Origin of the sequence: Afipia carboxidovorans OM5 (assembly GCF_000218565.1) — a bacterium.
GTDB lineage: Bacteria > Pseudomonadota > Alphaproteobacteria > Rhizobiales > Xanthobacteraceae > Afipia > Afipia carboxidovorans.
The window spans coordinates 584,817-605,804 of the sequence record NC_015684.1 but is presented as its reverse complement, the minus strand read 5'-3'; the positions used below and the strand labels follow the sequence as shown (position 1 = coordinate 605,804).

The following is a 20,988-nucleotide window of genomic DNA, read 5'->3' as shown; positions in this document are numbered from 1 at the left end:
ACTCCCCCTCGCGAGGGGTTAACGAAGGCCCCGTCCCGCGGGGCCTCCCGTCCTGTTTCGGCGAATAGGGTAAGCAAAGTCTTAATGGCGGATGGAACCTCTCCCCGGTTGCGGTGCGAGGGAGTCAGGTTCCCCGTGGCTTCGCCCGGCGCGTCGGAGCGGCCGCCGCCGGATCGTCCGGCCAGGGGTGGCGCGGGTAGCGGCCGCGCAGGTCCGCGCGCACCCCGGCGTAAGAGCCGCGCCAGAAGCCCGGCAGATCGCACGTCACCTGCACGGGGCGATGCGCGGGCGACAACAGTTCGACGACGAGCGGCAAGCGTCCCTGCGCAATCGCGGGGTGCACGTTGAGCCCGAACAATTCCTGCAGGCGCACGGAAATCTTCGGCCCCTCCTCCGCCTCGTAGTCGATCGGCAGCGCCGTGCCGGTCGGCGCGGTAAAATGGGTGGGTGCCTCGCGCTCGAGTCGCGCACGCTTGTCCCAAGGCAGCAGCGCCATCACCGCATCCGACAGGTCGCCAGCCGAGATATCGGACAGCGCGGTCTTGTCGGTCAGCATCGGCTCCAGCCATTCCGAGCGATTTGCCGCAAGCGCGGCATCGGACAGATCGGGCCACTCGTCGGGCGCGGTTGCGCGCAGAAACATGACACGGTCGCGCCACTGCTTCAGCGCCTTCGACCACGGCAGACGGTCGAACCCGCTTGCCGCGAGCGCGTCGGCGAAAACCGTCGCCGTGTCGGCCGACGGTGTCACCGGCAGATTCTGCTCCGACAGCGTGATGGCATGCAACCGCTTGCGCCGCCGCGCCCGCAGCGCCATCGCGGATCTGTCGAACGAGACCTCATCCGCCGTCTCGATCTGCGCGGCAAAAATCCGCTCGATCTCGCCTTGCGTGATCGGCGCAGCGAGCAGAATGCGGCCGTTGGCGGCCGTGCCGGTCAACTCCGCGACCGCTAGGTATGGCTCGCGCGCCAGCCGCGAAGCCGGATCGACCTGCGCGCCGCGGCCGTTCGCCAGTGTGAAACTGCCCTTGCCGCGATGACGCGCCACGCGATCCGGAAACGCCAGCGCGAGAATCTCGCCTGTCGATAGCGCCTCTCGACCCTCTCCCCGCCCAGCGGGGAGAGGGTGGCGAGCGTCCTGCGCAGCAGGAGGTTCGGCGGGTGAGGGGCTTTCTTTCACTTGCGTCACCCAGCGCTGCGCCAACTGCCTAGCACCCTGCGCACGCGGTGAGCGGTCGCGCGCGAAATTCTCAAGCCGCGCATCGAGATCGACGCTGTCGCCACCGAGCCCGCGCTCAGTGAGGACCGCAGCGATGCGCGCCGCCGCCTCACCTGCGCCCTGCCCCGCAGCATCGACGATCATCCGTGCCAACCGCGGCGGCAGCGCCAGCGCGCGCAAGCGCTTGCCCTCTGGTGTAATCCGGCCCGCGGCATCGAGCGCACCGAGTTCGCGCAGCAACGCAGTCGCTTCTTTCAACGCGACCGCCGGCGGCGGGTCGAGAAACGCAAGCGTCGCCGGGTCAGCCACACCCCAATGCGCGAGGTCGAGCACCAGCGAGGACAGATCGGCGGACAAAATCTCTGGCCGCGTGAACGCCTCGAACGACGCTGTCTGCGGCTCGTCCCACAGCCGATAGCAAACGCCGGGCTCGGTGCGACCGGCGCGGCCACGGCGCTGATCGACCGCCGCGCGCGAGGCGCGTACAGTCTCAAGCCGTGTCAAGCCGATATCGGGCTCATAGCGCGGCACCCGCGCGAGCCCGCAATCGACCACGATTCGCACGCCCTCAATCGTAAGCGAAGTTTCCGCAATCGATGTTGCAAGCACCACTTTGCGCGTGCCCTTCGGCGCAGGCGCGATGGCGCGATCCTGCACGGCTGCGTCGAGCGCGCCAAACAGCGGCACGATCTCGATGGCAGGATCGCTGATGCGCTCGGCGAGAAATGTCTGCGTGCGGCGAATCTCAGAAGCGCCCGGCAGAAACGCCAGCACCGATCCATTCTCGCTTCGTAATGCTGAGGCGATCGCATCCGCCATCTGCCGCTCGATCGGCGCATCCGCCTTGCGGCCGAGATAGCGTGTCTCCACCGGATAAGCGCGGCCCTCGCTTTCAATCACCGGCGCATTACCGAGCAGTTTGGCAACCCGCGCGCCGTCGAGCGTCGCCGACATCACCAGAATGCGCAAATCCTCGCGCAGGCCGGTTTGCGCGTCGCGCGCCAGCGCAAGGCCGAGATCGGCATCGAGCGACCGCTCGTGGAATTCGTCGAACAGCACGGCAGCGACGCCGGTGAGTTCAGGATCGTCGAGGATCTGACGGGTGAAGATGCCCTCTGTCACCACCTCGATCTGGGTCTTGCGCGAGATCTTCGAGCCGAACCGCACACGATAGCCGACACGCTCGCCGACCTTTTCGCCAAGCGTCTGCGCCATCCGCTCAGCCGCGGCACGCGCGGCGATGCGGCGCGGCTCCAGCACGATAATCTTTCCACCCTTCACCCACGGCGCATCACGCAGCGCCAGCGGCACTCGGGTGGTCTTGCCCGCACCGGGCGAGGCGACCAGCACGGCGGCGTTGTCGCTCGCCAGCGTCTGCGCGAGTTCGTCCAGAACCGCATCGATGGGAAGGGGGGTGGTGAAGGTTGTCGTCACTGGCGCTCTCGTCTCACCCTCTCCCCTTGTGGGAGAGGGTGGTTTCGAGCGCAGCGAGAAACCGGGTGAGGGGTGAGACATATACCCCTCACCCGGCGCGATCTCGTTTCACTCGATCTTGCCACCCTCTCCCACAAGGGGAGAGGGAAGAAAAGACCCGACCTCAAACAAGCGCCGTATATGGGACTACAGCCCGCTTACGCGCCCCGCCCAATGCTCTCGTAGGTAAAGCCAAGCGCGGCCATCTCGTCGCGACGATAGATGTTACGCAGATCGACGATCACCGGATGCGCCATCTCGTTCTTGAGACGGGCGAGATCGAGCGCGCGGAACTGCACCCATTCGGTGACGATCACCAGAACGTCAGCGCCGTGCGCGCAGTCATAGGGATCGGTCGCATAGCCGATGTTCGGCAAATCGTGCTTCGCAGGCTCCATGCCGGCTGGATCATAGGCCCGCACCCGCGCACCGAGATCGAGAAGACCCGTCACCAGCGGGATCGACGGTGCCTCGCGCATGTCGTCGGTCTCGGGCTTGAAGGTGAGGCCGAGTACCGCAACCGTCTTGCCACGCAGATTGCCGCCGGCGGCGGCCGCGACCTTGCGCGCCATCGCGCGCTTGCGATTGTCGTTCACCGCGAGCACCGCCTCGACGATACGCAGCGGCACGTCGTGATCGAGTGCAGTCTTCACCAGCGCGCGGGTGTCCTTGGGAAAGCAGGAACCGCCGAAGCCCGGCCCCGCGTTGAGAAATTTCGGGCCGATACGATTGTCGAGGCCGATGCCGCGCGCCACTTCCTGGACATCGGCGCCAACCTTCTCCGCAAGGTCCGCAATCTCGTTGATAAAGGTGATCTTGGTCGCGAGAAACGCGTTCGCTGCGTACTTGATGAGTTCGGCCGTGCGCCGCTCGGTATAGAGGATCGGTGCCTGATTGAGATAGAGCGGGCGATAGACCTCACCCATCACCTTGCGGGCGCGCTCCTCCGAGGTGCCGACCACGATGCGATCGGGATGCTTGAAGTCCCGGATCGCCGCACCCTCACGCAGGAACTCCGGATTGGAAGCCACCGCGACATCGGCGGACGGATTGACCTCGCGGATGATGCGCTCGACCTCGTCCCCTGTCCCCACAGGAACGGTCGACTTCGTCACCACCACGGTGAAGCCCTTGAGTGCCGCGGCAATCTCGCGCGCGGCCGCGTAGACGTAACTGAGATCGGCATGCCCATCGCCGCGCCGCGACGGCGTGCCGACCGCGATGAACACCGCATCGGCTTCCGCCACCGGCCCCGACAGGTCGGTCTGGAAATCGAGCCGGCCGGCCTTCACGGAGGTCTCGACAAGCTGCTCGAGGCCCGGCTCGTAGATCGGCATCTCGCCGCGATGGAGTGCCGCGATCTTCCCGGCATCGGTATCGACGCAGGTGACGCGGTGGCCGAAGTCGGCCAGGCAGGCGCCGGAGACGAGCCCGACATAGCCAGTCCCGATCATCGTGATCCGCATTGCCCGATCTGCCTCATGGTTAACGCGCCGTTGCGCAAAGCCTCGCGCGTCTTAGCGGTTTTGCAACGCCGAGGGAACACGTTGCTGCCACATTAACGGCCACAGCGGCATGACATTTGAATGAATAAACCCGACTGAAACCTGCGCCCTCGAATGTAGCGCGAACCGAGCAGATTTGGCACGACAGTGAGCAAGAACGGGACACAAGCGACACCGGGCGCACGCGTCGACTGGGTCGACTATGCCAAGGGCATCTGCATCATCATGGTGGTGATGATGCACTCGACCCTTGGCGTCGAGGCCGCAGCTGGCGACGAGGGCTTCATGCACCTCATCGTCGCGTTCGCGAAGCCGTTCCGCATGCCCGACTTCTTCCTGATCTCGGGCCTGTTCCTGCCGCTCGTCATTAACCGTAACTGGCGCACCTACCTCGACCGCAAGGTCGTGCACTTTTTCTATTTCTATATCCTCTGGACCGCGATCCAGTTCGCATTCAAGGCACCGCATTTCGCATCCACCGGCGGCTGGATGCATGTCGGCGTGATGTACCTCGAATCCTTCATCGAGCCGTTCGGTACGTTGTGGTTCATCTACCTTCTGCCGGTGTTCTTCGTCGTCACCAAGTTGACGCTGCGCCTGCCCGGCTGGGCGGTCTGGATCGCCGCGGCGATGCTTGAGGCCTCCCACTTGCAAACCGGCTGGACGGTGATCGACGAGTTCGCCGCACGTTTCGTCTATTTCTATTCCGGCTACTTGTTCTCGCAGCACATCTTCACGCTCGCGGAGTCCGTCCGCCGCCGCCCCGGCGTGGCATTGGCCGGGCTTGCTATGTGGGCCGTCATCAACGCCACCCTCGTTCATATCGGCGCGAGCGAATGGCCGCTCGTCTCACTAGCGCTCGGCATTGCCGGTGCCTGCGCCGTCATCGCCGCGGCGACGCTGCTGGCACGCGCGAGTCTGGCCGATGCAATCCGCTACTGCGGTGAACATTCAATCGTGATCTATCTCGCCTTCTTCCTGCCGATGGCGGCGACGCGCACGCTTCTCCTGAAAACCAATCTCATTGCCGACGTCGGCCTCATCTCGCTGATCGTCACCACCGCCGGCGTCGTCGGTTCGCTTGTGATCTGGTGGGTCGTGCGCGACACCCGCCTCAACTTCCTGTTCGAGCGGCCGGGCGCGCTCTGGATCGCACCGCAGAAGCCGCGCCCTGCCCTGCAGCCGGCGGAATAGCCAATCTCTGCGCTCCCGTCATATCCGGACTTGTTCCGGGCATCCACGTCTCCCGGAATTCGAGAAGAAGGTCGTGGATGGCCGGGTCATCAGGGCGTTTACGCCCGTCTTCGACGGGCTATGCCCCGCCATGACGAATTCTGGTGTGCAGTGCTCCATTCCAAGGGGTGTCAAACGCGAGCCGGACTCCTTAAGTTGCGGCCATGTCGAAAAAGCCAGTTTCCTCCGCCAAAACTTCCGCAAAACCCGCCGGGGTCAAGCCACCCGGCAAGGGTGACCATGTCTTTCTGGTCGATGGCTCGGGCTACATCTTCCGTGCCTACCACGCGCTGCCGCCGCTGAACCGCAAGTCCGACGGCTTGCAGATCAACGCCGTGCTCGGCTTCTGCAACATGCTGTGGAAGCTGATGCGCGATATGCCGCCGGAGGATCGGCCAACCCATCTCGCCATCGTCTTCGACAAGTCCGAAGTTACGTTCCGCAACACGATCTATTCCGACTACAAAGCACACCGCCCGCCTGCGCCGGACGACCTCATTCCGCAGTTCGCGCTGATCCGCGAAGCGGTGCATGCCTTCGATTTGCCCTGCCTCGAACAGGGAGGCTTCGAGGCCGACGACCTGATTGCGACCTATGTGCGGGAAGCCTGCGCGCGCGGCGCGAGCGCCACCATCGTTTCTTCCGACAAAGACCTGATGCAACTCGTGACCGACTGCGTCACCATGTACGACACCATGAAGGACCGCCGCCTCGGTGTCCCCGAAGTGATCGAGAAATTCGGTGTGCCGCCGGACAAGGTCGTCGAGGTGCAGGCGCTCGCGGGCGACTCCGTCGATAACGTGCCGGGCGTGCCGGGCATCGGCGTCAAGACGGCCGCGCAACTCATCACCGAATACGGCGACCTCGAAACGTTGCTGTCGCGCGCTACGGAGATCAAGCAGCCGAAGCGGCGCGAGGCACTGATCGCGAACGCCGAGAAGGCGCGGATTTCGCGCCAGCTCGTGCTGCTCGACGACAAGGTGAAGCTCGACGTGCCGCTCGACGAGCTTGCCATTCACGAACCGGACTATCGCAAGCTGATCTCCTTCCTCAAGGCGATGGAATTCTCGACGCTGACGCGCCGCGTCGCTGATTATGCCGAGATCGATGCGTCGAGCGTCATGCCCGACGAGCGGCTGAAAAGCGCTTTCGCAGGCGGGCCGAGCGAAGCTTCGCCACAGACGCTGCCACTCGGCGGCGAGCCCGACACCAGAGCCAGGGGGACAGTCTCCACCGCGCCAGTTACAACGCTCGCGGCAGCGCCGGTATTTTCACCGCAGGCACTGGCGGCCTCGCGCGCCAAGGACGTTGCCGCAGCGAAGGTCGATCGCACCAAATACGCCACCATCCGCACCGCGGACGAACTCGCGGCCTGGGTGACGCGCGCGCATGACCTCGGCCATGTCGCGATCGCTATCAAGGCGACGTCGTTCGATCCGATGCAGGCGGACATCTGCGGCATCGCGCTTGCGCTCTCGCCGAATGAGGCTGCCTACATCCCACTCGGCCACAAGAAGGCCGGCGGCGGCGACGATCTGTTCGCAAGCGGGCTCGCGGATGGACAGATCGAAGCCGCGAAGGTGCTCGAAACCCTGACGGCACTTCTCGAATCCGAAGCCGTGCTGAAAACCGGCTTCGACATCAAGTTCGCGGCCGTGCTGCTCGCGCAGCACAACATCACGCTGCGCACCGTCGATGACGTGCAACTGATGTCTTACGCGCTCGATGCCGGGCGCAGCTCGCATGACATCGAGGCGCTGGCCGAGCAATGGCTCGGGCACGAGATGATCGCTCATGCTGACATTGTCGGCAGTGGGCGCAACCGTATCTCTCTCGATCAGGTGGAGATCCCACGGGCCGCCGAATACGGCGCAGAGTCCGCCGATGTCATCATGCGACTGTGGCTCGTGTTCAAGGCGCGGCTGATCTCCGAGCGCATGAATAACGTCTACGAGTCGCTGGAGCGGCCGCTGATCGACGTGCTCGCCCGGATGGAACGGCGCGGCATCATGATCGACCGCCAGGTGCTCGCACGTCTCTCCGGTGAATTTGCCCAATCCGCCGCGCGGCTCGAAGCGGAAATCCGCGAGATTGCCGGCGAGGACATCAATCCCGGCAGCCCGAAGCAACTTGGCGACGTGATGTTCGGCAAGATGGGCCTGCCCGGCGGCCAGAAAACCAAGACCGGCGCATGGTCGACCACGGCTTCGATTCTCGAAGATCTCGCCGAGGCCGGCCACGACTTCCCGCGCAAGATCCTCGACTGGCGGCAGGTGTCGAAACTGAAATCGACATACACAGATGCGCTGCCGACCCACCTTCTGCCGCAGACGCAACGTGTCCACACCACCTACGCGCTTGCCGCGACCACCACGGGGCGTCTGTCGTCGAACGAACCGAACCTGCAGAACATTCCGGTTCGCACCGAGGACGGCCGCAAGATCCGCCGCGCCTTCATCGCAGCGAAGGGGCACAAGCTCGTCTCGGCCGACTATTCGCAGATCGAATTGCGGCTTCTCGCCGAGATCGCCGACATTCCGGTGCTGAAGCAGGCGTTCAAAGACGGCCTCGACATTCACGCGATGACGGCGTCGGAGATGTTCGGCGTGCCGATCAAGGACATGCCGGGCGAGGTGCGCCGCCGCGCCAAGGCGATCAATTTCGGCATTATCTACGGCATCTCGGCGTTCGGGCTCGCCAATCAGCTTGGCATTCCGCGCGAGGAAGCCGGCGCCTACATCAAGAAATATTTCGAGCGCTTCCCGGGCATCCGTGCCTACATGGACGCGACGCGTGATTTCTGCCGTGAGCACGGCTATGTCACCACGCTGTTCGGCCGCAAGTGCCATTACCCCGACATCAAGGCCTCGAACCCGTCGCTGCGTGCCTTCAACGAACGGGCTGCGATCAACGCGCGACTGCAAGGCACCGCCGCCGATATCATCCGCCGCGCGATGATCCGGATGGAGGATGCGCTGACGCAAAAGAAGCTCGCCGCGCGCATGCTGCTGCAGGTGCATGACGAGTTGGTGTTCGAGGTCCCGGACAGCGAAGTGGACAAAACGCTCCCCGTCATCCGCGAGGTGATGGAGCAGGCCCCCTTCCCGGCGACGGCGCTGTCGGTGCCGTTACGCGTCGATGCCCGCGCCGCCGACAATTGGGACGAGGCACATTAAGCCATGCCGACGGCCTGACCCGGATGAGCGCGCTTCTCTCAAGCCCGCTCGCCGCGTTTGCCTTGACCGCGCCTTCACCGCCCGCCGACAATTCCGCATTGAACTGTTGATGGGCACGCGCAATAGTGGTGCACCCTCCCGATCGCCGCTAAATTGCGGTCCTCATCCCATCAGATTTCCGAGCCTGCCCGTGTCCACAGCCGCTGCCCGCGCCCGCCTTAAAGACATCATTCGCGACCGTTCGTTCGGACGCGGCGAGATTACGCTCGTCTCCGGGCGCAAGAGCGATTTCTACTTCAACATGAAGCCGACCATGCTCGACCCCGAGGGCGCGGCGCTACTCGCCGAACTGTTCTTCGAGGCGCTCCGGAGCGAGAAGATCGATTTCGTTGGCGGCCTTGAGATGGGCGCGGTGCCGATCGCCGGCGCAATCGCACAACTGTCATGGCAGAAGCAGCAGCCGATGTCGGCAATCTTCGTGCGGAAGGCGCCGAAGGAGCATGGCGCAAAGCTCGGCTTGGAAGGCCTTGCCAAGACCCAAAGCCTGAAAGGCAAGCGCGTCGCCATCCTCGAGGACGTCACCACCACCGGCGGGTCGGCTGTCAAGGCGGTGGATGCCGTCCGCGACGCCGGCGGCGAGGTTGCACTCGTTTTCACCATCGTCGACCGCGAGGAAGGGGCAAACGAGACCTTCAAGGCCGCAGGCTTGCCATTTCGCTCGCTCTACACTGCGACAGAATTTCTGAAGTCCTAGACTTTTGAAATCTTGAAAAATCGGCCGGCGAGGTCACACTGCCCGCAAATGACGATATCCCGCCGCCTGATCCTCACCCTTCTCGCCATCTGCCTGCCATCTCCCGCCTTCGCTTCGGGCCTTGATGGTGCTCAGTTGTCCGTTCTCTGGGCCCTGCCATTCATCGGCATCCTGCTCTGCATCGCCACCGGCCCGGTGTTCTACCCGCATGTCTGGGAGCACCATCTCGGCAAGTTCACCCTCTTCTGGTCGGCGCTGATCGTCATTCCGCTGTTTCTCGCGGTCGATGCGCCGACCGTGACGAGCGCACTCGCGCATACGGCATTTCTCGAATACATGCCGTTCATCCTCCTGCTGCTCGCGCTATTCACGGTTGCAGGCGGCATCTATCTCGAAGGCAATCTGCACGACAGCCCGCTGAGCAACACCGCGCTGCTCGGCATCGGTGCGGTGCTTGCGAGCATCGTCGGCACCACGGGCGCGGCGATGATCCTGATCCGGCCGCTGATCCGCGCCAACGACGAGCGGCAATACAATGCGCATGTCGTCGTGTTCTTCATCTTCCTCGTCGCCAATATCGGCGGCGCGTTGTCACCGCTCGGCGACCCGCCGCTGTTCCTGGGCTTCCTCAAGGGCGTCGACTTCTTCTGGACCACGCAGCATCTGTGGCTCGAAACCCTGACCACCGGCGGCATCGTGCTGGCGGTCTTCTGCGTGCTCGACATCTATTTTCACCGCCGCGAAGGCCGCGCACGGAAGAAAGACCCGACACCCGATTCACCGCTCAAGCTGCACGGCAAGATCAATCTGCTCCTTCTCGCCGTCATCATCGCCGCGATCCTGATGAGCGCAAAATGGAAGCCAGGCATTGCTTTCAACGTCGCCGGCGCCGAGCTCGAACTGCAGGATTTATTGCGCGACGCAATCTTCGTGCTGGTCGCGATTGCTTCCATCCGCCTCACCCGCAAGGCCGACCGCGATGCCAACGGCTTTTCGTGGGGGCCGATCCGCGAGGTCGCGATCCTGTTCGCCGGCATCTTCATCTGCATCATTCCGGTGATGGCGATGCTGCAGGCGGGCAGCAACGGCGCGTTCGCGAACCTGCTCGCGCTGGTGAGCCGCGCCGACGGCAGCGCCAACCCCGCGGCCTATTTCTGGCTGACGGGCGCACTGTCTTCGTTCCTCGACAACGCGCCGACCTATCTCGTGTTCTTCCAGCTCGCGGGCGGCGACCCGCAAGTGCTGATGACGACGCAGGCGGCGGTGCTCGCGGCGATCTCCTCCGGCGCGGTCTACATGGGCGCCAATACCTATATCGGCAACGCGCCGAACTTCATGGTCTATGCCATCGCCCGCGAGCAGGGCGTGAAGATGCCGAGCTTCTTCGGCTACATGATCTGGTCCTCGCTCGTACTGCTGCCGACCTTCGTGCTCGTCACGTGGCTTTTCTTCTAAGGCGCTGAGCGCGGGTTTCGCGCTCAGCCAAGGCCGCAAGCCGTGCCCTAACCTCGCGTTTACCATCCCGCGTTATTGTTTTGACGCCGGAAGCCACGCGCCGCCGGCACATTTTTTGTCGTGTTGGTGGAGTGACCGTTGCGTTTGCGTCCCGCATCGAAGCCCGGCTACGCCGTGCTGTTCGCCGTCGTGCTGGCGCTCGCGCCGCAATCCGCCTCCGCAGGCTTTCTCGATTTCCTGTTCGGCAGCAGCCCCGACCAGCGCGCGGCCGAGCCCACACGGCAAGCCCCGCAGACCGACTTCTTCGGCAATCCAATCGATCCGCCGCCTGCAACCGTCACACCCGTCAGCAGCGGGCGCTCCGCCTCCTACTGCGTGCGCACCTGTGACGGAAAATATTTTCCGCTGCCCGCGCGCACCAGCATGCCGCCCGCACAGATGTGCCAGTCGTTCTGTCCGGCCAGCACCACGAAAATCTATTTCGGCAGCAATATCGAAACCGCGCTCGGCGCGAACGGCGAGCGCTACAGCGAACTGCAGAACGCCTTTGCCTATCGCAAGACGCTGAAGGCCGACTGCACCTGCAATGGCCGCAGCCCCGGAGGCCTTGCGCCGGTCGACCTCGCACTCGACACCACGCTGCGGCCCGGCGACATCGTTGCGACCACCGACGGCCTCGTCGCCTATACCGGCGTGTCGCCGATCAACGGACAAACGGCGGAATTCGCACCGGTCGCGACCTATCCGGGCCTCACCCCCGAATTGCGTGCCCGCCTTGGTGAGATGAAGGTGGCGCCCGTCAGCGCCGATATCGGCGAGGTTCGGCCGAATTCGAATGTCGAGATTACCGGCACGCTGCCAGCGGCCCACACAGCGGCACGGAGCTCGGCACCTAAGATTGCGATGCCGGCGACCCGCGCCTCGCTGAACTGACGACGCGTCTTATCAGCGGCTGACGATGACGCCGATCACATTCGGCACGGCGCGAAAGCGTTCCTCCCATTCCAGCCGCGCGGCCGCACGGTTCTCCGGCGTGAGCAGCCCACGCTTCTCGGCGAGGATCATCCAGCAGAACCCCCACCAGTCGGTGAGAACGCCCTCGTCCCCCAACAGGTCATAACCTTGCTCCGCCGCGAACAGGCGGGCGCGATATTCGTCGAGCGTATCGAGGAACTCATGATCCTCCGGCGCGAGCATGTCGTCGGAAATGTCGTCGATGGTGTAGCCCCACACCGACATGCACACCGCATTGAAGGCGCGATCGATCTGGTCGTCGTCGATCATCTGATCGCGGGCCGCCACATGCAGGCGCGTCAGCGTCCGCGCGAAATCGGCGATCCGGGTCAAAGCGAGAGCGTTCAACGCAGCGTTGGACATGAGACCTCAAGCAGTAACAGGAGCCCCTTGGCCATCCCTTGGGGCAACAGCGAATCACAATGCTACAGCAACTCTTAATAATGTTCTACTTTTGTTCTTTATAACCCTTCTGCCCGCCCGGGCAATCCGGGCGGGCAGAAGCAACCAAAGAGGCCCGTTTCGGCCGAGCGCCGTTTATTCGGCCGCCTGCCGAGCGTCCGGCGCGGCCGCCAGCACATCGGCGTCGACGAGCTTCTCGAACTTGGTGAAGTTCTGCCGGAACATGCTGACCAGCGCCTGCGCGGTTTTCTTGAAGTCCGCCTTATCGGCCCATGTGTTGATAGGGTCGAGAATATCGGATGGCACGCCCGGCAGCGCGGTCGGCACCGCAAAGCCGAAATAAGGATCGGTGCGGAACGTCACGTTACGCAGCGAACCGTCGAGCGCGGCGGTGAGAAGCGCGCGCGTCACCTTGATCGGCATCCGGTTGCCTATGCCGAACTTGCCGCCAGTCCAGCCGGTGTTCACCAGCCAGCAGTCGACGTTATGCTTGGCGATCAGCTTGCGCAGCATCTCGCCATAGACGGTCGGATCGCGCGGCAGGAACGGTGCGCCGAAGCAGGCGGAGAATTCCGGCTGCGGCTCGGAGCCGAGACCCCGCTCTGTGCCCGCGACCTTGGCGGTGTAGCCCGAGAGGAAGTGATACATCGCCTGCGACGGCGTGAGCTTCGCGATCGGCGGCAGCACGCCGAAAGCATCGGCGGCAAGCATCACAATATTCTTCGGTTGCCCGGCACAGCCGGTTGGCGACGCATTCGGGATCGCATCGAGAGGATAGGCCGAACGGGTGTTCTCGGTCTTGGAGCCGTCGTCGAAATCCACCGCACGTGTCTGCGAATCGACCACGACATTTTCCAGCACCGCCCCGAAGCGCAGGCTCGCATCGTAGATCGCGGGCTCCGCCTCGCGCGACAGGCGGATGGTTTTGGCGTAGCAGCCACCCTCGAAATTGAAGACGCCGTCCGGGCCCCAACCATGCTCATCGTCGCCGAGCAGCGTGCGCTGCGGATCGGCGGACAGCGTGGTCTTACCGGTGCCGGAGAGGCCGAAGAACACCGCGGCATCACCCTTCGCTCCGACATTTGCCGAACAGTGCATCGGCAGCACGCCCTGCTCGGGCAGATAGAAGTTGAGCGTGGTGAACACCGACTTCTTCATCTCGCCCGCGTAATGCGTGCCGCCGATCAGCACGATCTTGCGGGTGAAGTCGATCGCAACCACTGTCGGCGAGCGCACGCCGTGGCGCGCGGGATCGGCACGGAAGCTCGGCAGATCGATGATGGTGAGCTCGGGCACGAAGTCCGCGAGCGCTGCCGTCTCCGGCCTGCGCAGCATCGTGCGGATGAACAGCGAGTGCCAGGCGAGCTCGGTGTAGACGCGGGTCTTGATCTGGAATTTCGGATCGGCGCCGCCGCAAAGGTCCTGCGCGTAAAGCGTCATGCCCTCGGCATGCTTGATGAAGTCCGCATGCAGCACCGCGAACTGCTCGGGCGTGATCGATTGGTTGGTGCTCCACGACATCGTCTTGTCGGTGAGCGCGTCGCGGACGGTGTATTTGTCTTTCGGGCTGCGACCCGTGAACTCACCGGTCTCGGCGCACAGCGCACCTTCCCGCGTTAGCTCCGCCTCGCCATTGCGAAGCGCATATTCGTAAAGAGCAGCCGTACCAAGGTTCCAATGCACGGCCTTGAGATTCTTGAGGCCGAATTTGTCGACGCCAAAAGCATCGTTACGGACACCACTCTGATCCACGAACGCTCTCCCTGCCTGCCGCGCATTTTGCGCGGTCGTTGATTTGAGGTCGCGACTTTATCCGTTGGGTGACAGACTGACGACGAAGCTCCTTTTCCGCCTTTAGTCGTGCGCAGGAAGTTGCAAACTCCCTTCGCTCATCGTGCTCCGCTGCGCGCCTTGTCCGCAAGGTCTTTCAACACGGTGCGCAAGGCGCCCGGGCTGGCGACCCGTCTCGGGAACGTCAATCGCAGATACCGATCCTCTGCGGCAAGGTCGAGACCGTCAGGGTCGCATGCGATACATCGCCAGTCCGCGGCAGGTGTATCGAGAAGCTGCGTCGCAAACAGGCTCAACGTCTCGGGATGATCAGTATTGAGATGCGCCACGATCTCCTCCTCCGCTGCCACGAGATCGGCTGCATCTGAGACCTCGGTGAGAAAACGCGCCGGCACGAGATCCACGATCCGCCCGAAGCCCGCGACAAGATGCACACCGGAGGGGTCGATCCGGAAGAACGAGAAATCGGGAAAATCCGCAAAATCCCGCGCCGAAGGGTGGAAGGCAAAATATCGCCTGCGGATACGGGGCAGCGCCTCCGGGGCGGCGGGCCGTGCCTCGCCTGCCAGCATAATGCGTGCGCCTTCAAGCGGATCGCCCGCCCGGCGCTCGTCCAGCATCAGTGAAACCCGCGGGTCGGCCAAAGCGTTCTGGGTATGCAGCGCCAGCCGCGAGATCAGGAGGAGCGGCGCGCCATCCGCGTCGGGAGCAACATTGACGAGCGAGCAATAGGGCGCCCCGCTCTCCGTCATCAGGGTCGCCAGCGCCCCTTGGCGGCTCCCGCGAAGCAGCGAACGGACCATGGTGGCGGAATCGGTCTGGGGCTGAGGTTTCACGGGGCAGAATCTTTCTTGAATTTAAAGGACTTTTTCTCAGCAAAAGCTGGTTCTTTTCGTGGTTTGGCGCATTATATGAGCAAAATCAGGTTGATTTGACCGGGTGCCGGGGAACCCGGTCACATTTCAGCCCAGCTTGAATTGCTCGTGGTTGATCCTGCTTGCCTTATTTGTGCGGCATCAAGGGTTGAAAACCCGCCCTCAGACGCTCGGAAACCAGACCCATGCCAACAATCGCCCTCGTTGACGACGATCGCAACATTCTCACCTCGGTCTCGATCGCGCTGGAAGCCGAAGGCTACCGCATCATGACCTATACCGACGGAGCGTCCGCTCTGGATGGCTTCAAGACAAGCCCTCCAGACATGGCGATCCTCGATATCAAGATGCCGCGGATGGACGGCATGGAGACGCTGCGGCGACTGCGGCAGAAATCGGATCTGCCGGTGATCTTCCTCACCTCCAAGGACGAGGAGATCGACGAGTTGTTCGGCCTCAAGATGGGCGCCGACGACTTCATCCGCAAACCGTTCTCCCAACGTCTCCTCGTCGAGCGGGTGAAGGCCGTGCTGCGGCGCGCGGTGCCGAAGGACCCTTCGACCCAGCAGAAGGAATTGGACACCAAGGCGCTCGAGCGCGGCGCGCTCCGCATGGACCCCGAGCGCCACACCTGCACCTGGAAGAACGAGCCGGTGACGCTCACCGTCACTGAATTCCTGATCCTGCAGGCGCTCGCGCAACGCCCGGGTGTCGTGAAAAGCCGCAATGCCCTGATGGATGCGGCCTATGACGATCAGGTCTATGTCGATGACCGTACCATCGACAGCCACATCAAGCGCCTGCGCAAGAAGTTCAAGGTCGTTGACGACGACTTTGAGATGATCGAAACGCTTTACGGCGTCGGCTATCGCTTCAAGGAAGCCGCCTGAGCGGCTTTCCCTGCTGATTGTCCTGATGGGCGGCGGGCCGGATGACTGCGCTCGCCGTCGTCGCAAGTGAATGGGTTTACGGTTGCTCGATCGCACGCCATCAGATCAATCGAGAACCACGGATGGGGCCATCCCGGCCGACCACCTGACGGTCGACGAGTCCATCAGCGACGACATCGTCACCGAAACGAGGGCGCAACCGCTCAACATCTTCCAGCGCGCGAGCCGCTACTTTCTCGCGCTGACGTTCTCCAGCCTGACCCGCCGCATCGTCTCGCTCAATCTCGTCGGGTTGATCGTGCTCGTGATCGGCATTCTCTATCTGTCGCAGTTCCGCGCCGGCCTGATCGATGCGCGCGCGCAGAGCCTTCTGGTGCAGGCCGAAATTATCTCCGGCGCAATCGCGGCCTCCGCCACCGTCGAGACCAACACCATCACGGTCGATCCGGATCGCCTCAGCGATCTGAAGACCGGCGAAAGTTATGGGCCGAATGACGAGATCCTGTCGGGCCTCGATTTTCCGATCAATCCCGAGCGTGTCGCACCGGTGCTGCGGCGGCTGATCTCGCCGACCAAAACGCGCGCCCGCATCTACGATCGCGACGGGGTGCTGCTGCTCGACAGTCGCAGCCTCTATGGACGCGGCGATGTGATGCGGTTTGAACTTCCTGCGCCCGCCCACAGCAAGCCCGGCCTGTGGGAGCGCACCATGATCGCGGTCCGCACCTGGCTCAATCGCGGCGACCTGCCGCTCTATCGCGAGCTCGGACCCGAGAACGGCAACGGCTACCAGGAAGTGAAGGAAGCCCTCGAGGGGCAGAGCGCCAGCAAGGTGCGGATCAACGACCGCGGCGAAGTAATCGTCTCGGTCGCGGTGCCGGTGCAGCGCTTCCGTGCAGTGCGCGGCGCGCTGATGCTCTCAACACAAGGTGACGACATCGACGAGATGGTCACCGCCGAGCGCGTCGCCATTCTGAAAGTGTTCGGCATCGCAGCCGTGGTGATGATCGCACTGTCACTGCTGCTCGCGAGCACCATTGCAGGCCCCGTACGCCGCCTTGCCGACAGCGCCGAGCGCGTGCGACGGCGCATCAAGAGCCGCGTCGAGATTCCCGACTTCTCCGCACGCAGCGACGAGATTGGACATCTGTCACAGGCGCTGCGCGACATGACCGGCGCGCTCTACAATCGTATCGACGATATCGAGCGCTTTGCCGCCGACGTCGCGCATGAATTAAAGAACCCGCTGACCTCGATGCGCTCAGCGGTCGAGACGCTGCCGCTCGCCAAGACCGACGACAGTCGCGGCCGCCTGCTTGCCGTAATCGAACACGACGTGCGCCGGCTCGACCGGCTGATTTCCGACATTTCCGATGCCAGCCGCCTCGACGCCGAATTGCAGCGGCAAGACGCCGAGCCGGTCGACATCCGCCATCTGCTCGATACGTTGACTTCGGTTGCGAACGAAACCCAGCAGGGCACCGACGTGAAAGTGGAGACGCGCTTCGAGGGTCTGGCTTCCGACCGCTTCTCCGTTCCGGGCCATGATTCCCGTCTCGGTCAGGTGATCGCCAATCTTCTCGCCAACGCCCAGTCATTCTCCGATCCGGGCAGCAAGGTTCGCGTTACCTGCCGCCGCCGCCGCGATCAGGTGGAAGTCGTTATCGACGATGACGGCCCCGGCATCCGTCCCGGTGCGCTCGAAAAAATCTTCGAGCGCTTCTACACCGACCGTCCGCATCAGGGCTTCGGCCAGAACTCCGGACTTGGCCTCTCGATCTCGAAGCAGATCATCGAGGCGCATGGAGGAAAGATCTGGGCCGAGAATCGCGCCGCACCGCCGGACACCGAGGGCAATTCGCGGATCGCCGGCGCGCGCTTCGTGGTGCGGCTGCCCGCAACATGACGCTCCCACCAGCCACCGTGCACGCCTCCGCCGTTCGTGTCGGTGATCGCGGCATCCTGATCCGCGGCGCCTCCGGGACGGGGAAATCGCGCCTCGTCCTCGACCTGATCCTCGCAGGGCGGACCGGCGCCATCCCGCCGACACAACTTATTTCGGATGACCGCGTCCGGCTCGAGGTTCGCGACGGTGCCCTGATTGCCCATGCGGTTCCGGAGCTCGCCGGTCTGATTGAAATCCGGGGTCTCGGCCTCCGGCACTGTGATTATGCCGCGCAGGCCAAAATCGGTCTGGTGGTCGATCTGGCCGCGCCCGACGCCGAGCGACTGCCCCCTCCAGAATGCCTCAAGACGTTGATTTCAGAGGTGGAATTGGCCCGAATCCCGGTCGAGGCCGGATATTCCGCGCTGCCGCTGGTGCTTGGGTTCCTCATCACCTCCTGAGCCTGTGCGAGGGGTGCGACGGAGCGCCCCTCGATTGCTGGAAGGGATTTGGTAACCATATAAATCCCAATATATCCTTCGGCTTGGCCGATGCAGGACTCTGCCGGTTTCGGTGGAGGCCCGCCATGGTCCCTCTTGCGTCGGGGCGCGGGATGGTCAACATGTGGCCCTTTCGTGCGGTGCACCAAACGCACCCGCGAGGAGTCTTTGATGATAGGTCTGGTTCTGGTGACCCACGGGCGTCTTGCCGACGAGTTCAAGGCGGCGCTCGAACACGTCATGGGTCCGCAAAAACAAATCGAGACGATCACGATCGGTGCGGAAGATGATGCCGATTTGTGTCGGAGCGACATAATCGAGGCCGTCAAGCGTGCCGACAGCGGTCAGGGCGTCGCGATCCTCACCGATATGTTCGGCGGCACGCCGTCCAATCTCGCGATTTCCTGTATGAGCCGGCCGAAGGTGGAAGTCCTCGCCGGCATCAATCTGCCGATGCTCGTCAAGCTCGCCAAGGTGCGCGAGGAGAAGTCTCTTCCCGAGGCGATCGCTGCCGCACAGGAGGCCGGGCGCAAATACGTCACCATCGCCAGCCGTGTGCTGGCTGGAAAATAACCATGACGGACGAGCAAACGCAGGCCGGAGCTGTCGTCCGGGAAATCCCCATCACCAACAAGCGGGGCCTGCACGCGCGCGCCTCGGCAAAATTCGTGCAGATGGCGGAGAAGTTCGACGCCGAGATCACCGTTACGCGCAGCGGCGAGAGCGTGGGCGGAACATCGATCATGGGATTGATGATGCTCGCGGCGGGGATCGGCACCTCGATCACCGTCACCGCGACGGGCCGCGAGGCAAAAGCCGCGGTCGATGCCATCGCCGAACTGGTGGCGAACAAGTTCGACGAGGAATAGCGCCGCCCGGCGGCCCGTTCCCTCCGTCATTTCCGCCCTTTTTACGCTTCGATCGGCCTTTCAGCCTTTGCTGAGAAAACCCCTAATGCTATCTCCGCGCGCATGACAACCACTCCGATATCGAACGTCCGCAACTTCTCCATCGTCGCCCATATCGACCATGGAAAATCGACGCTGGCCGACCGCCTGATCCAGACGACAGGCGGGCTGCAGGACCGCGAGATGAAGGAGCAGGTGCTCGACTCGATGGACATCGAGCGCGAGCGCGGCATCACCATCAAGGCGCAGACCGTTCGCCTCCGCTACAAGGCGAAGGACGGCAAGGACTACATCCTCAACCTGATGGACACGCCCGGCCACGTCGACTTCGCCTACGAGGTCAGCCGGTGTCTCGCCGCCTGCGAGGGCGCGCTGCTTGTCGTCGACGCCTCGCAAGGCGTCGAAGCGCAGACGCTCGCCAACGTCTATCAGGCCATCGACAACAACCTCGAGATCGTACCCGTCCTCAACAAGGTCGACCTGCCTGCCGCTGAGCCCGATCAGGTGAAGCAGCAGATCGAGGACGTGATCGGCATCGACGCCTCCGAGGCCATCATGGTGTCGGCCAAAACCGGCATCGGCATTCCCGATGTGCTGGAGGCCATCGTCACCCGTCTGCCGCCGCCGAAGGGCGATCGTGATGCGACGCTGAAGGCGCTTCTGGTCGACTCCTGGTACGACGTCTATCTCGGCGTCGTCGTGCTGGTGCGTGTCGTCGATGGCGTGCTGAAGAAGGGCGACCGCATCCGCATGATGGGCACCAACGCCGCCTATGATGTCGAGCGCGTCGGCGTATTCACGCCGAAGATGGTCAACGTCGATGAACTCGGCCCCGGCGAGGTCGGTTTCATCACCGCTGCGATCAAGGAAGTCGCCGATACGCGCGTCGGTGACACCATCACCGACGACCGGAAACCCATCACCGAGATGCTGCCGGGCTTCAAGCCGGCGATCCCCGTGGTGTTCTGCGGCCTGTTCCCGGTCGATGCCGATGATTTTGAAACGCTGCGCGGGGCGATGGGCAAACTGCGCCTCAACGACGCGAGTTTCTCGTTCGAGATGGAGACCAGCGCGGCATTGGGCTTCGGCTTCCGCTGCGGCTTCCTCGGCCTGTTGCACCTCGAAATCATTCAAGAGCGGCTGTCACGCGAGTTCAACCTGAACCTGATCGCGACCGCGCCGAGCGTGATCTACAAGATGCACCTCACCGACGGGCAGGAGATCGAGATTCACAATCCGATCGACATGCCGGATGTGGTGAAGATCGCCGAGATTGAGGAACCGTGGATCGAAGCCACGATCATGACGCCGGATGATTATCTCGGCGCGGTGTTGAAACTTTGCCAGGAACGTCGCGGCACGCAGAAGGAGCTGACCTATGTCGGCAGCCGCGCGATGGCGAAGTACGAACTGCCACTCAACGAGGTGGTATTCGACTTTTATGATCGGCTGAAATCGGTGTCGAAGGGCTATGCCTCGTTCGACTATCACCTCACCGACTACAAGGCGGCCGATCTCGTCAAGATGCAGATCCTCGTCAACAACGAGCCGGTCGATGCGCTCTCCATGCTGGTGCATCGCTCGCGCGCCGAGGGCCGCGGCCGCGCCATGGTCGAGAAAATGAAGGAGTTGATCCCGCCGCACATGTTCCAGATTCCGATTCAGGCGGCAATCGGCGGCAAGGTGATCGCACGCGAGACGGTGCGCGCGCTGCGCAAGGACGTCACCGCGAAATGCTACGGCGGCGACATCACGCGCAAACGCAAGCTTCTGGAGAAGCAGAAGGAAGGCAAGAAGAAAATGCGGCAGTTCGGCAAGGTCGACATTCCGCAGGAAGCCTTTATCGCCGCGCTCAAGGTGGATAGCTGAGGCCCGGCCTCTTCAGGAACTTGTTTCACCACACGGCGT

At 63.4% G+C, this 20,988-nt stretch carries 16 protein-coding genes; 11 read left to right on the top strand and 5 right to left on the bottom strand.

Annotation, left to right across the window (positions count from 1 at the left end; all coding sequences use genetic code 11):
• Positions 1–124: 124 nt before the first annotated feature.
• Positions 125–2,734 carry an ATP-dependent helicase HrpB gene (hrpB, locus tag OCA5_RS02895; RefSeq protein WP_013912822.1) on the bottom strand — a complete coding sequence of 870 codons (2,610 nt, stop codon included), beginning with the start codon at positions 2,732–2,734 and terminating at the stop codon, positions 125–127.
• Between the two features lie 116 nt (positions 2,735–2,850).
• A complete protein-coding gene (locus OCA5_RS02890; protein WP_012564690.1) occupies positions 2,851–4,158 on the bottom strand; it encodes a UDP-glucose dehydrogenase family protein in 1,308 nt (435 codons plus the stop codon).
• Between the two features lie 186 nt (positions 4,159–4,344).
• On the opposite strand from OCA5_RS02890, the gene OCA5_RS02885 reads away from it, so the two are divergent.
• The 5 genes from OCA5_RS02885 to OCA5_RS02865 all read left to right on the top strand — a co-directional run bounded on the left by OCA5_RS02885 (position 4,345) and on the right by OCA5_RS02865 (position 11,748).
• Entirely contained in the window at positions 4,345–5,391 is a 1,047-nt protein-coding gene (locus OCA5_RS02885; protein WP_012564691.1) for an acyltransferase family protein, read from the top strand.
• 203 nt (positions 5,392–5,594) lie between these two features.
• Positions 5,595–8,606, top strand: coding sequence for a DNA polymerase I (gene polA, locus OCA5_RS02880; protein ID WP_012564692.1), 3,012 nt, complete (start codon positions 5,595–5,597; stop codon positions 8,604–8,606).
• Positions 8,607–8,796: 190 nt separating this feature from the next.
• Complete coding sequence (pyrE, locus tag OCA5_RS02875; RefSeq protein ID WP_012564694.1) at positions 8,797–9,360, top strand: orotate phosphoribosyltransferase; 564 nt, start codon at positions 8,797–8,799, stop codon at positions 9,358–9,360.
• A 48-nt stretch (positions 9,361–9,408) separates the two neighbouring features.
• A complete protein-coding gene (locus OCA5_RS02870) occupies positions 9,409–10,815 on the top strand; it encodes a sodium:proton antiporter (protein WP_012564695.1) in 1,407 nt (468 codons plus the stop codon).
• 138 nt (positions 10,816–10,953) lie between these two features.
• A complete protein-coding gene (locus OCA5_RS02865; RefSeq protein WP_012564696.1) occupies positions 10,954–11,748 on the top strand; it encodes a DUF2865 domain-containing protein in 795 nt (264 codons plus the stop codon).
• Positions 11,749–11,760: 12 nt separating this feature from the next.
• On the opposite strand, the gene OCA5_RS02860 is transcribed toward OCA5_RS02865, so the two are convergent.
• The 3 genes from OCA5_RS02860 to OCA5_RS02850 all read right to left on the bottom strand — a co-directional run bounded on the left by OCA5_RS02860 (position 11,761) and on the right by OCA5_RS02850 (position 14,858).
• A complete protein-coding gene (locus OCA5_RS02860) occupies positions 11,761–12,192 on the bottom strand; it encodes a YbgA family protein (protein WP_012564697.1) in 432 nt (143 codons plus the stop codon).
• 174 nt (positions 12,193–12,366) lie between these two features.
• Positions 12,367–13,983: a phosphoenolpyruvate carboxykinase gene (locus tag OCA5_RS02855; RefSeq protein WP_012564698.1), complete on the bottom strand. Its 1,617-nt coding sequence runs from the start codon at positions 13,981–13,983 to the stop codon at positions 12,367–12,369.
• A 137-nt stretch (positions 13,984–14,120) separates the two neighbouring features.
• Positions 14,121–14,858 carry a HugZ family pyridoxamine 5'-phosphate oxidase gene (locus OCA5_RS02850; RefSeq protein WP_012564699.1) on the bottom strand — a complete coding sequence of 246 codons (738 nt, stop codon included), beginning with the start codon at positions 14,856–14,858 and terminating at the stop codon, positions 14,121–14,123.
• 224 nt (positions 14,859–15,082) lie between these two features.
• Here OCA5_RS02850 and OCA5_RS02845 point away from each other — a divergent pair, with 224 nt between their 5' ends.
• The 6 genes from OCA5_RS02845 (at position 15,083) to lepA (ending at position 20,949) form a co-directional block, all read left to right on the top strand.
• Positions 15,083–15,787: a response regulator transcription factor gene (locus OCA5_RS02845; RefSeq protein ID WP_012564700.1), complete on the top strand. Its 705-nt coding sequence runs from the start codon at positions 15,083–15,085 to the stop codon at positions 15,785–15,787.
• 70 nt (positions 15,788–15,857) lie between these two features.
• The gene (locus OCA5_RS02840; protein ID WP_193372364.1) at positions 15,858–17,693 is read left to right on the top strand and encodes a sensor histidine kinase; all 1,836 of its coding nucleotides are present in this window, start codon (positions 15,858–15,860) and stop codon (positions 17,691–17,693) included.
• A complete protein-coding gene (locus OCA5_RS02835; protein ID WP_012564702.1) occupies positions 17,690–18,133 on the top strand; it encodes an HPr kinase/phosphorylase in 444 nt (147 codons plus the stop codon). Before OCA5_RS02840 ends, OCA5_RS02835 begins: the two co-directional genes overlap by 4 nt.
• Before the next feature lie 210 nt (positions 18,134–18,343).
• Entirely contained in the window at positions 18,344–18,745 is a 402-nt protein-coding gene (locus OCA5_RS02830) for a PTS sugar transporter subunit IIA (protein WP_012564703.1), read from the top strand.
• 2 nt (positions 18,746–18,747) lie between these two features.
• Entirely contained in the window at positions 18,748–19,041 is a 294-nt protein-coding gene (locus tag OCA5_RS02825) for an HPr family phosphocarrier protein (RefSeq protein ID WP_012564704.1), read from the top strand.
• 102 nt (positions 19,042–19,143) lie between these two features.
• The gene (gene lepA, locus OCA5_RS02820) at positions 19,144–20,949 is read left to right on the top strand and encodes a translation elongation factor 4 (RefSeq protein ID WP_012564705.1); all 1,806 of its coding nucleotides are present in this window, start codon (positions 19,144–19,146) and stop codon (positions 20,947–20,949) included.
• Positions 20,950–20,988: the final 39 nt, after the last annotated feature.